Source organism: Bradyrhizobium sp. CCGUVB14 (assembly GCF_024199935.1).
GTDB lineage: Bacteria > Pseudomonadota > Alphaproteobacteria > Rhizobiales > Xanthobacteraceae > Bradyrhizobium.
On the sequence record NZ_JANADS010000001.1, the window covers coordinates 7514820 to 7527922 of the forward strand.

The window sequence follows — 13103 nt, forward strand, 5'->3', positions numbered from 1 at the left end:
CTGATTACCCAGCCTTCGCGTCAGTTATTTGGCGCTCCCTGTGGTCTTCTTGGCCTGTTCGACAAACTTGTTGGTAAAGGTCTTGCTGACGTCGATCTTGGCATTGGCCACCTCGGGCGAACCGACACTGAACACCGCCAGCACGGCGTCCGCTCCCTTCGGATCCATCTTCCCGGTCTCGGAGAACATCGGGATCGTGTTCTTAAGCGCCGCGAGATAAAGATCCTTGTTCTTGCCGACCATCTCGTCCGGCATCTTGGCCATGATTTCTTCGGGCGAATGCGAATGGATCCAGGCGATCGTGGCCAGCATCGCGTTGGTCAGCGCCTGCGTCTCCTTCTCGTGTCCGTTGACCCAGGCCACGGTCGAGTACAGCGCGCCACCCGGATATTCACCACCGAAGGTCTCGAGCGTGTCCTTCTGCGTACGGGTGTCGCTGAGAATACGCAAATCCTTCTGGCTGCCCTGAAGCACGGTGACGGAGGGATCGAGCATCACCGCTGCATCGATCTGCCCCTGCTCCATCGCAGCCACGGCCGTGGCGCCGAGGCCAACGCCGATCACCGCGGTGCCGGCGGGATCGAGGCCGTTTTTCTTCAGGAGATATTTCAGGAAGAAGTCAGTGGAGGAGCCGGGCGCGCTGACGCCGACCTTCTTGCCGGCCAGATCCTTGACCGACTTGATGTCGCCAGTGTGCGACGGTGCGACGACCAGCACAAGGCCCGGATAGCGGTCATAGACCACGAACGCCTGCAGCTCCTGCTTCTTGGCCGCCAGGTTGACGCAATGGTCGAAATAGCCGGACACCACATCGGCGCTGCCGCCGAGCACGGCCTTGAGCGCGTCCGAGCCGCCCTTGAGGTCGACCAGGTCGACGTTGAGGCCGGCTTTTTCGTACTCACCGAGCTGCTTGGCCAGCACCGTCGGCAAATAGCACAGGCAGGCGCCGCCACCGACCGCGATCGTGACCTTGCTTTGCGCTGCGGCAAGACCGGTGGTGAGCGTCAGCGCGAGCAGCGCGCCGGCGAGCCTGGCAATCGTGTTCTTCATTGGTTTCCTCCGTTCGGCTGGCGGCACCATAGAGCAGCGGGACTGGCTTGAGAAGCACCGCTTAAGTGGCACTGGCCATTGGTCTTTCGGCGCAATAGCATGGGTGCACAACAAGCATTCCTGATGGGGAGAATCGTCCATGAATCGCCTTGCTGCCGGGCTCTCGATCACCGCCGCCTTCGTCGCCGGATGCGGCGCGACCTACCTGCTCGCGCCGGCGCTGGCCGCCGAAAACATCACCGCGCAGATCATTCATACCGGCGAGATGGAAGGCGACGCACTCGGTCCCGCCAACCAGGTCGGCTACCGCTCGAAGACGTTCATGACCGCCGATGGCTCGACCGTGTCGATCCAGGTCGGCAATGTGCCAAAACACCTGCATCCCAACACCAACGAGATCCAGTACATCCTGGACGGGACCGGGACGATCTGGCTCGGCGACAAGGAAGTGACGGTGAAGCCGGGCGATCTCGTCATCATCCCGAAGGGCACGCCGCATGGCGGCACCAAGCCGATCAGCGGCCAGGTCAAGGCGATCGCGATCAAGACCCCGCCGCAGGCGCCCGACGACGTCAAGCTGCTGGATTGAGCATTTGCGATCGGGGCTCGCGCAGATGCGCGGGCCTTTCTTCCGCTAGCCGCGACTGTCCACGGTCGGCCGCCAGACCAGGAGGCGCCGTTCCACCAGCGTCACTCCAAAATCGATCAGGATGACGAAGGCCGACAGCACGAACATGCCCGCGAACACGCCGGCGACGTCGAACACGCCTTCGGCCTGCTGGATCAGATAGCCAAGCCCCGCGGCCGATCCCAGATATTCGCCGACGACGGCGCCGACCACAGCGAAGCCGACCGAGGTGTGCAGCGAGGAGAACATCCACGACAGCGCGGACGGCCAATAGACGTGCCGCATCAGCTGCCCCTCGCTCATGCCGAGCATGCGGCCATTGTCGAGCACGGTACGGCTAACCTCCTTGACGCCCTGATAGACGTTGAAGAACACGATGAAGAACACCAGCGTCACGCCGAGCGCGACCTTGGACCAGATGCCGAGCCCCAGCCACAGCGCGAAGATCGGCGCGAGCACGACGCGGGGCAGCGCATTGGCCATCTTCACGTAAGGGTCGAACACCGCGGCAACCAGCGGCTGCCGCGCAAACCAGAAGCCGACCAGGACGCCGCTGACCGACCCGATCACGAAGGCGAGGATCGATTCCCAGAGCGTGATCGCGAGATGCTTCCAGATCACACCGGAAACGAACCATTTGACGATTTGGTCGAACACGTCGACCGGATTGGAGAAGAAGAACGGCGGCAGCAGGATCTTGCCGAACACCGGCACGGTGGAGAGCAATTGCCACAGCACGATGCAGACAACGGCGACCAGGACCTGCAACGCAAGCAGCGTAACGCGCGACATCAGACCGCCTCCGCCGCGTGGTTGGATTGGGCGTAGCCCTTCATCACCTCGTCCTTGAGCACGCTCCAGATCTCGCGATGCAGCGCATGGAACTCCTTGTCCATCCGCACCTCGAAGATGTCGCGCGGGCGGGCGAGCGTCACGCGCCAGTCGCCGATGATGCGCGAGGACGGCCCCGCCGACATGATCACGACGCGATCGGCGAGCGCGATCGCCTCCTCGAGATCATGAGTCACGAACAGGACGGCCTTGCGGTCGGCATTCCACAAGTCGAGCAGGAGGTTGCCCATGACCTGCCGCGTCTGCGCATCAAGCGGCCCGAACGGCTCGTCCATCAGCAGGATCTTTGGGTCGCGGATCAGGACCTGCGCCAGCGCCACGCGCTTGCGCTGGCCGCCTGAGAGCATGTGCGGATAGCGGCCCGCAAACGCGCCGAGACCGACGGAGGTGAGCCATTTCTGCGCTTGCGGCAGCGCCTCGGCGCGCGGCGTGCCCTTGATTTCGAGCCCGATCGCGACATTGTCCAACGCCGTCTTCCAGGGGAACAGCGCATCCGCCTGGAACAGATAGCCGGCATCGCGGTTCAACCCCGCGAGCGGCTGATCGAAAATCCTCACGCTGCCGGCAGCCGGCTTGAGCAGCCCGGCGGCGACATTGAGCAGCGTGGATTTTCCGCAGCCGGTCGGGCCGACAATGGCGACGAACTCGCCCTGGGCGACCGCGAGATGGGCCTTCTCCACCGCTGTATAGACCCGCCCGTCCCCCAACCGGAACGCGACCTTGGCATCTTCCAGCGCCACCGCCGTGGGCGTTGTCATGTGTTTCCTCCGAACTTGGCTTGATGCCTTAGCCGCTCGCGCGGCCAAGTTCAATCAACCGGCCAAGCGTGCTACGCATGGGGTCTGGCCCCCTTGCCGCCCCTTGAGCCCATCCGCGATGCCCTCCAAGCTGGCGATCACCTACCGAAACGTCACCAAGAACTTCGGCTCCCTCAGGGCCGTCGACGACGTCTCGCTCGACATCGCCGAGGGCGAGTTTCTGGCTGTTGTCGGCGGCTCGGGTTCGGGCAAGACGACGCTGCTGCGGCTTGCCAACCGGCTGATCGAGGCCGATGGCGGCACCATCACTGTCGAGGGCGAGGACGTCCAGAACGTCGATCCCGTCGCGCTGCGGCGTCGGATCGGCTACGTCTTCCAGAGCGGCGGGCTGTTTCCGCACTTGAGCGTCGCCGACAATATCGGGATCACGCCGAAGCTGCTCGGCGCGCCCGCAGCCGAGATCGCGGAGCGCGTCAACGAGCTGATCGAGCTGGTCCAGCTCGACCGTGCCTCCCATCGTGACAGGCTGCCGGAGGCGCTTTCAGGCGGGCAGCGCCAGCGCGTCGGCGTGGCGCGGGCGCTGGCAGCAAGGCCGCGCATCGTGCTGATGGACGAGCCGTTCGGCGCGCTCGATCCCCTCACCCGCGATGCGCTCGGCGAGGATTTTCGCGAGCTGCACCGCAAGCTCGGCCTGACCACCGTGATGATCACGCACGACATGACGGAGGCGATCCTGCTGGCCGACCGCATCGCGGTCATGCGCGGCGGCAAGCTGCTCGCGCAGGGTACGCCGGCGGAACTCTCGACGAGCACCGATGCCTATGTGCTGGAGCTGCTGCGCACGCCACGGCGCCAGGTCGAGCGGCTGAACGCGCTGCTGCCACAGGGCGGTGCGGCATGAGTTTCCTCAATGATCCGCGCTGGGGCGAGGCGCTGTCGCATTTGCCCGACTACCTCGGCAATCATGTCCGGGTGAGCCTCGCCGCGCTCGCGCTCGGCCTGATCGTCAGCTTGCCGCTCGCAATCCTCACACGCAACCGCCCGGCGCCGCGCGCCATCCTGCTCGCGCTCGCGAGCATCGTGCAGACCGTGCCGGGGCTGGCGCTGCTCGCGCTGTTCTATCCGCTGCTGCTGCTCGCGGCGTCCGTGACGCTGAAATGGTTCGGCGTCTCCTTCTCCGCGTTCGGGTTCCTGCCGGCCATGCTGGCGCTGGCGCTCTATTCGATGCTGCCGGTGCTGCGCAACGGCATCACCGGGCTCAACGGCATCGATCCCGCGCTGATCGAAGCCGCAAAAGGCGTCGGCATGACGGAACGGCAGTCGCTCACGATGGTCGAGCTTCCGCTGGCGCTGCCGGTGATGATGGCCGGCATCCGCACCGCCGCCGTGTGGGTGATCGGCACCGCGACGCTGTCGACGCCGATCGGTCAGACCAGCCTCGGCAATTACATTTTTGCAGGGTTGCAGACCCAGAATTGGGTGTTCGTGCTGTTCGGCTGTTTTGCGTCGGCCCTGCTCGCGCTCGCCGTCGATCAACTGCTCGGCTTGATCGAGAGCGGGCTGCGCCAGCGCGGTCGCCTCCGCGCCGGACTCGGCGCGATCGGCATCGCGGCGCTGGTTGCGGCGACGCTGGTGCCGACGATGGGACGTTCGTCGTCCGGCTATGTGGTCGGCGCAAAAACCTTCGCCGAACAATACGTGCTCTCGGCCTTGCTGCGGGACCGCCTCCAGGCGGCTGGTCTCTCCGCCACGGCGCGGTCCGGTCTCGGCTCGAGCGTGATCTTCGAGGCGCTGAAAGCCGGCGACATTGATCTCTATGTCGACTATTCCGGCACGCTCTGGGCCAACCAGCTGCACCGCACCGACATCAAGCCTCGCGCGGAGCTGGTGGCAGATTTGAAGACGGCGCTCGCCAAGGACAACATCACGCTGCTCGGCGAGCTCGGTTTCGAGAATGCCTATGCGCTGGTGATGCCGAAAAAGCGCGCCGACGCGCTTGGCATCCACACCATCGCCGATCTCGCCGCGCATGCGTCGACGATGTCGATTGCCGGCGATTATGAATTCTTCTCGCGGCCGGAATGGGCGGCGCTCCAGAAGGCCTACGGTCTTCAGTTCAACGCGCAGCGCCAGATGCAGCCGGATTTCATGTACGCCGCTGTCGCCAGCGGCGAGGTCGACGTGATCGCCGGCTATACCAGCGACGGGCTGATCGCGAAGTACGAGCTGGTGGCGGTCGACGATCCCAAGCAAGCGATCCCGCCTTACGATGCCATCCTGCTGCTGGCGCCGAGGCGTGCCGGTGACGAGAAGCTGCAGGCAGCCCTCGAGCCGTTGCTCGGCAGGATCGACATCGCCACGATGCGCGAAGCAAACCTGCGCGCCAGCGGCAATGATGCGAATTCATCGCCGGATGCGGTGGCGAAGTGGCTGTGGGAGAAGGTGGGCCGGCGCTAGGGCGTGCCTCCCCTGCGCCGCCGCCGTTGCTACGCCTTCTCGGTCGCCCCTCCGGCATCGACCCAGTCCTTGAAACCGCCGACGTTGTAGACATGGCCGTAGCCCATGTCCTGAAGCAGCTTGCCGGCGAGCGCGGAACGGCCGCCGGAGGCGCAATAGAGGATCACGGTCTTGTCCCTGGCGAGCGCCTTGTCGTGATAGGGCGAGTCCGGATCAGCCCGAAACTCCAGCATGCCGCGGGAGATATTCACTGCGCCCGGAATCTTGCCGCTCTTCTCGATTTCAGGCGCATCGCGCACGTCGAGCACGAGCGCGCCCTTCCCGATCATCTCTTTCGCCTGGGCCGGCGAGATCTTCGGCACGGCCGCGTTGGCGGCCTCGAGCATCTGTTTCACGGAAATGGGCAAATGACTTCTCCTGTGGTTCGCAATCCGTTGAGCGCCCCCATTAGCCGGCATCATCCGTCGCGGCGTCCCTCATTCGGAGGAGGACACCGGGCCAAAGTATCAACGGACGCAGTGGCGAATGAATGGCCGCGATGGAAACTACAGCCCGCGGATCATCCCGGCATTGATCAGCAACCGGTTGAGCCGCCGCGCCTCGGCGCCGTCTTTGCAACCGTAGAAGATGCCCTTGCAGCGGATCATGATCTCCTTCTGCGCGACGAAGGACGGATCGAGCGGAATGCCTGCGGCTTCCTGGATCACCAGCGGCAGATAGGGACCATCGATCGTGTCCATCACCGCGTCGCTCTTCACAGGCTCGAAATTGACGGCGTCGATCGCGTAATATGTTGCGTAGAGACGCGGATCGTAGGCGTCGAGCTTCTTGCCGATCGCACCTTCGTCGAGCCCGGGCTCGAGCAGATTGGGCGCGAACTCGGGCTGATGATCGCCATAGCGCACGATCAGGAAGGGCTCGCCCGGAAAATTCTTCTTCAAGCCCGCAATGAAGGCCTTGTATTGCTCGGCGCTCATCGCCTGCCGGCGCAGATATTCGTCGATGGACGGCGCATTGCCCGGCGCGCGCCAGTTCGGCACCAGATCGGGGCGGAAGCGCGTCTCCCAGGGGAAATGATTGGCGCCGAGATAGATGAAGCTGAACAGCGGCTTGTTTGGCGTCCGCTCGCCCATCAGCCGCAGCGCCTTGTCGTAGAAGAAACTGTCGGGCTCGACATCCTTCGCGCCGAGATCCCTGGAGTCCAGGAAGCGCTCGACGCCGGTCGTCAGCTGGAAGCTGCGCGCGCCCATGAAGCCGCCATAGGCGGGATAGAGCGACATGGTGTCGTAGCCGCAGCGGCGCAGCGCCAGCGGCAGGCCGCGCTCGACGCGACCCGAGGCGATGCGCGTCACGAAATAGGCAAAGCGGCCGAACGAGCGCGAGGAGAGACCGGCAAGCACGTTATACTCGGTGAACCAGCTCGGCCCGCCATTGCTTTCGGCCAGGAAGGTACGCTCCTTGCCGTCCCAGGACTTGAAGTGACTGCCGTATCCCGGCGGCACCTTGATGCCCTGTGCGGCGCGGATGTCAAAGCTCGATTCATCATGGATCATGATGATGTTCGGCCGCCGGCCGGCCGGATGGCAAGAATCCACCAGCGGCATGTTGAGCCGCTCATTGGTCGAGGCGTCCGACTCCATGAAGCCGTACTGCACGAAATCGGATACGGCGGTGACGCCGGAGCGGAAGAATTTCGAGAGATAGCCGTCGTCGTAGTAGCCGCGCCAGGCTTCGTCGGGATGATAGACGGAATATCCGACCAACCCCGCGAGACAGGCGAGCATCGCGGCGAGTGCCGGAAGGCGGCGGATGCGGAATGGATCGAGCCACCACAGCGCATACATCAGCGGCAGCGTGACGAGGCCGGCCCCGATCACCGACCAGCGCAGATTCGGGAAGATCGTGAACAGGAACGCGACCGTGTCGCGGTCGATCATCATCAGGTCGATGAAGTTGACCGTCATCTGCACGACGTCGTGCTTGAGTCGCGACAGCAACACCAGCACCACGACCATGGTCAGAGACAGCGCGCCCGACAGCGCCGGCCGGCGCAACAGCGTGACCCAGAAGCAGTTGAGGATGCCCCAGGCGAGCAGGAAGGACAGCCGCGAGCCGAAATCGGTCTCGGTCTCGTACATCAGCGCAAGCGCCGCGAAATGCGGCGCGGCCACCGCGAGCAGCCGCCAGATGCCGAGCGCAGCGACGCTCGCCAGGACGGCGGTGGTGGCGGAAGGGCCTGGATTGGGCGCGGACGCCATCGACGACACGCAACTCTGGTCCGGCGCGGTGATGCCAAGCCGTCTGACCGGCCCGCGGCGTTCGGCGCAGCCGGAAAGCCTGCGCCGTGTCATAAAACTGTAATGGAATGGTCACGGGCAGGCAACGCGATCCGCCACCCGACCTTCGCTTAATGTTAGCGGGAGGCGAAAGGCCGCACCTCAGGCGACGCTAGGGTCTGGCGATCCCGGCGATGAACAGATCGATCACCCCCTCCGCCATCCGCTCGATTTCGTCTTCCGCCACGCCCCAGCGCGGAAAATGGCCGTCGAGGTTCATCCGGGCAAAGCCGTAGATCAGGGCACGGCCGGCGATCAGGATGCGCTTGAGATCCGCCGACCGCAGCAGGCCGTGCGCGGCCGCCTCGGCCAGCATCCGCTCGGTCAACGCGACCAGTTCGGCATTGTCGCGCGTCAGCTCGGCCGAACTGCCATGGGCGAAATAGCGTCCTGTCGAGATGATCTCGAAATGGGCGGGATTACGCATCGCCCATCGCACATAGGCGATGCCGAAGGCGCGGAAGCGGACCAGCGGGTCGGCCGACGGCGCCTCCGCCAGTGCAGCCTCGATCTCGACGCGAAAGCGCCGCTGCGCCTCCTCGGCCACCGCAGCCATCAGGGCGTCGCGGTTGGGAAAGTGCCGGAACGGCGCTCCCGGCGACACCGCCGCCCGGCGCGCCGCCTCGCGCACGGAGACCTCGGCACCCTCAGCCGCCAGTTGCAGCGCAGCATCAATCAGCACGCGGCGAAGGTCGCCGTGGTGATAGGGCCGGGCTTCGGATGTCTGGCGACGGGCGCGAGGTTTGGAGGTCCGAGGCTTGGTGGTCTGACGGGCGGGCATGGCGCCTTCTAGCATCACCCGAACGTGAATGTAAGCAGAGATTACATCGTTGACGGTCGCGTCACTCCGAAATGTAATCGATGATTACATAAAGGAGGAGACCACCATGTCGCAACGTCGAAGCTGGTTCGAAGGCTGGCGGCTGCTCGCCGTCCTCACGCTGTGCCTGATTGCTCTATGCCTCTGGATCGCCTCGATGCGGCAGTTCGAGGTCGAGGGCGTCCGGATGGTGATCCGTTTCACGGCGCGCAGCTCGCTCTCGCTGTTCTGCCTGGCTTTCAGTGCCGCGGCACTGGCCCGGCTCTGGCCGAACGCGTGGACGCGCTGGCAGCGCCGCAACCGCCGCTATCTCGGCTTGAGCTTTGCCGCCTCCCACGCCATTCATGCGGTTGCGATCGTCGTCTTCGCCAAGCTGGACCCCGCCGGCTTTGTCGAGGCCACCTCCCCAGCCTCCTACATCTTCGGCGGCATCGGCTATGCCGCGATCATAGCCATGAGCGTGACCTCGTTCGACCGCACGGCCGCGATGATCGGACCGCGCCTCTGGCGCGCACTGCACCTCATCGGCGGCTATTATCTCTGGTTCCAGTTCATGGTGTCGTTTGGCAAGCGCGTGCCGACCATGCCTGGTTACGCGGCGTTCCTCCTTCCGCTGCTCGCGGTGATGGCGCTGCGGATGATCGCGATGGCCTCACGCGCGACCCCGCAAGCCGCCAAAGCCTGATCGCGTCAGCGGCCGACGCCCTCGAGCTCGCGCGCGCGGACCTCGGTCATCCGGCGCAGGCACTCGCCGGCATCGACGCGCGCAATGGTGCCCTCGCCCATGCCGTAATACAGGCAATTGGCGTCGCGGTACTGGATCCAGAGCCGTTGCGCAGCGCGAAGCTGGTCGCGCTGCGCATCCGCCGCATTCTTCATCGCCTGCTGATAGGCGATGGTCATGCGCTTGTCCCATTGCGCGGTCTGCGCCTTCAGGCACTCGACCATCTCCGCGGTCGAGCCATCGCAGGACCGCGGATCGCCCTGGTCCCCGGCTTGCGCCGCAGAGGCCAGGACCGTGGAGACCAAGGCGCAAAGGGCCGCAATCAGAATGCTTCGCATGCTCTAGCCCTGCGGCAGCAGCCCGAGCCGCTTGGCGATGATGCGGTCGACCGTTCGCTTGGGCAGCGTGGCCGTCATGAAGTGCCGCAGCCGATCGGGCGCGATCTGGTAGCGAACCTTGGGGCTCGCAGCCGTGAGCGCTTCGAAGACGACTTCGGCGATCCGCTCGGCCGGCAGCCCGGTCTCACCGAGCTTCATCATGAACGCCATGACCTTGTTGAGCGCCGGCAGATAGGGCGAGTTCTGATAGACCGACATATCGAACTGCTCGGCCTTGCTCCAGATCGGCGTCTTCACCGCGCCGGGCGCAACGATGATGACGTCGATGCCGAACAGCATCAGCTCACGGCGCAGGCTTTCCGACAGGCCCTCGATCGCGTGCTTGGAGGTGCAATAGGGCGCCGACAGCGGGTTACCGTTCTTGCCAGCGACCGAGCTGATCATCACGATCCGCCCTTTCGGCCCCTTCAGCGACGGATCGGCGCCGAGCAGCGGTCCGAACGCCTGCGTCGCGATCACCGGGCCGATGACGTTGATGTCCATCTGGCGGCGGAAATCATCCGCCGACAATTCGAGCACGGGGCCGGCGACGGCAACGCCGGCGTTGTTGACGAGACCAGCCAGTGTCTCGCCGCCCAGCGTCTCGCGCACCTGGCGCGCAGCGGCCAGCACGGCGGCCTCGTCGGTGACGTCGAACAGCAGCGGTGTGAAGTTTTGGCCGCACTCACCGTTCAGCCGATCGGCATCGGCCTGCTTGCGGACGCTGCCGAAGACGCGATAGCCGCGCCCGATCAGAAATTTCGCAATGGCCCAGCCAATGCCGGTGGACGCGCCGGTAACGACGACGGATCGCATGGTCCTCTCCCCCCTTTTGTGCCCCGCGACCAATGTAGGGGGAGGCTCCGCCAGCGCAATGCCATCGGGTTCTCAGGCCGCGCACCGATGATCTTTTTCTAGCCTGCGCCGCTCTGCAAGAAGGCGTGGCAAGTGTCGGTTCTTAAGATGAAGTGGCGTGCGAACGTCGCGAAATGCGATTGATTGCACGTTGAAAGCACGGATGAAGAGCCGAATCCTAGACTCTGAGGACACAGCGCTTTTGGCGATCGTGCGTTCCGGAAAAATTCTGAGAAACGACGCGAACTCAAGAATGTGGTTTAAGCGTCAGTTCTTGGCTCTCTGGGAGCACATCAACTCGCGAAGAACTTGAATGAAGCAGCAATGCTTCGGGCGAGAAGAAAAGAGCGAGACCGCAGGTTGCGATCTCGCCCAGACATAATCGCGAAGATTTAAGATTTGGTTTGGCGAGCGAAGCTTGTGCTTTCGCTCTCGCGTCCCGAACGTAGCGCGTCGGCGACGCGCCACGTCCAGAGATCGCCGCCTTAGTTCTTCGACTTGTCGACCAGCGCGCCCTTCTTGATCCAGGGCATCATGTCGCGGAGTTTCGCGCCGACTTCCTCGATCGGGTGCTGGGCGAGCTTGGCGCGGGTCGCCTTGAACGAGGTCTGGTTGACCTTGTTCTCGAGCATCCAGTCGCGGGCGAACTTGCCGCCCTGGATGTCGGCGAGGACGCGCTTCATCTCGGCCTTGGTCTCGGCGGTGACGATGCGCGGACCGGTGACGTACTCACCGTATTCGGCCGTGTTGGAGATCGAGTAGTTCATGTTGGCGATGCCGCCTTCATAGATCAGGTCGACGATCAGCTTCACTTCGTGCAGGCACTCGAAATAGGCCATCTCCGGGGCGTAGCCGGCTTCGACCAGGGTCTCGTAGCCGCCCTTGATCAGCTCGACCAGACCGCCGCAGAGCACGACCTGCTCGCCGAACAGGTCGGTCTCGCATTCTTCCTTGAAGGTGGTCTCGATGATGCCGGCGCGGCCACCGCCGACAGCGGAGGCGTAGGACAGGCCGAGGTCATGGGCGTTGCCCGAGACGTCCTTGGCGATCGCGATCAGGCAGGGCACGCCGCCGCCGCGCTGATACTCCGAGCGCACGGTGTGGCCGGGGCCCTTCGGCGCGATCATCAGCACGTCGAGGTCAGCGCGCGGGTCGAGCAGGTTGAAGTGGACGTTGAGGCCGTGCGCGAACACCAGGGCAGCGCCCTTCTTCATGTTGTCGTGCAGGTGCTCGCGGTAGATGTCGCCCTGGAGCTCGTCCGGGGTCAGCATCATGACGAGGTCGGCCCATTTGGCGGCTTCGGCGACTTCCATCACCTTGAAGCCGGCCGCTTCCGCCTTCTTGACCGAGCCCGAGTCCTTGCGCAGCGCAATCGCCACGTCCTTGACGCCGGAGTCCTTCAGGTTGAGCGCATGGGCGTGACCCTGGCTGCCATAGCCGACGATGGCGACCTTCTTCCCCTTGATCAGGTTCAGGTCGGCGTCGCGATCGTAATAAACACGCATAGTCGTTTCCTCGTTCAGGGCCAGAATCGGCCGATAGTCAGTGTCCGAAGGGTGAAATTTGCGGATTTCGAGGGCTGTCTAGAGCATTTTCAGCCCTTAGGGAAACCCGTTTCTGCATGGAAATCCGCGACATCATGCATCCATGAAAACGGGGTAGAGGGAGGCGAGCAGCAGGAGCGCCATCAGGATATTGAAGGCGCGGACCAGCCGCTCCGAGGTCAGCACCGGGCGTAGTGCAGTGCCGAAGAAGGCCCAGACCACGGTCGAGGCCGTACCGACCAACAGGCTGATCAGGGTCTGGATGGCGATGTTGATCGGGAATTGGGCAATCGCCGCATAGGCCGTGATGGTGCCGATCACGATCACCCAGCCTTTGGCATTGATCCACTGGAACATGGCGGCGCCCCAAAAGGTCATCGGGCCGCGACCGTCCTCGCTGCCCGGCGTGGTCGGTCCGGACATGGCGATCACGGCGGCAAGATAGATCAGGTAGGCCGCACCGGCATATTTCAGGATGGTCTGGAGGATCGGGTAGGCCAGGAAGACGGTGCCGAGACCGAGGCCGACGGCGCCGACCATGAAGGCAAAGCCGATGACGATCCCTGCGATGTGGGGAATGGTGCGCCGGAAGCCGTAGGTCAGGCCCGAGGCCAGCAGCATGATGTTGTTCGGCCCCGGGGTGAAGTACATCACCACCATGAAGGCGAGGAACGCATAGAAGAGCGAGTAGGCCATGTTCAC

General features: G+C 64.3%; 14 protein-coding genes. 4 read left to right on the forward strand and 10 right to left on the reverse strand.

Annotation, left to right across the window (positions count from 1 at the left end; translation table 11 throughout):
- Nucleotides 1-24: 24 nt before the first annotated feature.
- A complete protein-coding gene (locus tag NLM32_RS35070) occupies nt 25-1050 on the reverse strand; it encodes an ABC transporter substrate-binding protein (protein WP_254133272.1) in 1026 nt (341 codons plus the stop codon).
- 139 nt (nt 1051-1189) lie between these two features.
- Between NLM32_RS35070 and NLM32_RS35075 the strand changes: the two genes are divergently transcribed.
- Nucleotides 1190-1639 (forward strand): cupin domain-containing protein, encoded by a 450-nt coding sequence (locus tag NLM32_RS35075; RefSeq protein WP_254133273.1) that lies wholly within the window; start codon nt 1190-1192, stop codon nt 1637-1639.
- A 45-nt stretch (nt 1640-1684) separates the two neighbouring features.
- Here NLM32_RS35075 and NLM32_RS35080 read toward each other — a convergent pair whose 3' ends face one another.
- Complete coding sequence (locus tag NLM32_RS35080; RefSeq protein ID WP_254133274.1) at nt 1685-2470, reverse strand: ABC transporter permease; 786 nt, start codon at nt 2468-2470, stop codon at nt 1685-1687.
- Nucleotides 2470-3288 carry an ABC transporter ATP-binding protein gene (locus NLM32_RS35085; RefSeq protein WP_254133275.1) on the reverse strand — a complete coding sequence of 273 codons (819 nt, stop codon included), beginning with the start codon at nt 3286-3288 and terminating at the stop codon, nt 2470-2472. Before NLM32_RS35085 ends, NLM32_RS35080 begins: the two co-directional genes overlap by 1 nt.
- A 118-nt stretch (nt 3289-3406) precedes the next feature.
- Between NLM32_RS35085 and NLM32_RS35090 the strand changes: the two genes are divergently transcribed.
- Nucleotides 3407-4189, forward strand: coding sequence for an ABC transporter ATP-binding protein (locus NLM32_RS35090; RefSeq protein ID WP_254133276.1), 783 nt, complete (start codon nt 3407-3409; stop codon nt 4187-4189).
- Nucleotides 4186-5745, forward strand: a complete 1560-nt coding sequence (locus NLM32_RS35095) for an ABC transporter permease/substrate-binding protein (protein ID WP_254133277.1) — start codon at nt 4186-4188, stop codon at nt 5743-5745. The genes NLM32_RS35090 and NLM32_RS35095 overlap by 4 nt, the downstream gene beginning before the upstream one ends.
- A 29-nt stretch (nt 5746-5774) precedes the next feature.
- Here the strand turns inward: NLM32_RS35095 and NLM32_RS35100 are convergent, their stop codons facing one another.
- The 3 genes from NLM32_RS35100 to NLM32_RS35110 form a co-directional block, all read right to left on the reverse strand.
- Complete coding sequence (locus NLM32_RS35100) at nt 5775-6152, reverse strand: rhodanese-like domain-containing protein (RefSeq protein WP_254133278.1); 378 nt, start codon at nt 6150-6152, stop codon at nt 5775-5777.
- A 138-nt stretch (nt 6153-6290) separates the two neighbouring features.
- Entirely contained in the window at nt 6291-8003 is a 1713-nt protein-coding gene (locus tag NLM32_RS35105) for an LTA synthase family protein (protein ID WP_254133279.1), read from the reverse strand.
- A 190-nt stretch (nt 8004-8193) separates the two neighbouring features.
- On the reverse strand, nt 8194-8862 hold the full coding sequence (locus NLM32_RS35110) for a TetR/AcrR family transcriptional regulator (RefSeq protein WP_254133280.1): 669 nt from the start codon (nt 8860-8862) through the stop codon (nt 8194-8196).
- A gap of 106 nt (nt 8863-8968) precedes the next feature.
- On the opposite strand from NLM32_RS35110, the gene NLM32_RS35115 reads away from it, so the two are divergent.
- The gene (locus tag NLM32_RS35115; protein ID WP_254133281.1) at nt 8969-9586 is read left to right on the forward strand and encodes a hypothetical protein; all 618 of its coding nucleotides are present in this window, start codon (nt 8969-8971) and stop codon (nt 9584-9586) included.
- 5 nt (nt 9587-9591) lie between these two features.
- Here NLM32_RS35115 and NLM32_RS35120 read toward each other — a convergent pair whose 3' ends face one another.
- From NLM32_RS35120 to NLM32_RS35135, 4 genes are all read right to left on the reverse strand, one after another.
- Nucleotides 9592-9963: a lysozyme inhibitor LprI family protein gene (locus NLM32_RS35120; protein ID WP_254133282.1), complete on the reverse strand. Its 372-nt coding sequence runs from the start codon at nt 9961-9963 to the stop codon at nt 9592-9594.
- Between the two features lie 3 nt (nt 9964-9966).
- Complete coding sequence (locus tag NLM32_RS35125) at nt 9967-10818, reverse strand: SDR family oxidoreductase (protein WP_254133283.1); 852 nt, start codon at nt 10816-10818, stop codon at nt 9967-9969.
- Between the two features lie 524 nt (nt 10819-11342).
- Entirely contained in the window at nt 11343-12362 is a 1020-nt protein-coding gene (gene ilvC, locus NLM32_RS35130) for a ketol-acid reductoisomerase (RefSeq protein WP_028145443.1), read from the reverse strand.
- Between the two features lie 132 nt (nt 12363-12494).
- A complete protein-coding gene (locus NLM32_RS35135) occupies nt 12495-13097 on the reverse strand; it encodes a LysE family translocator (RefSeq protein WP_254133284.1) in 603 nt (200 codons plus the stop codon).
- Nucleotides 13098-13103 lie beyond the last annotated feature (6 nt).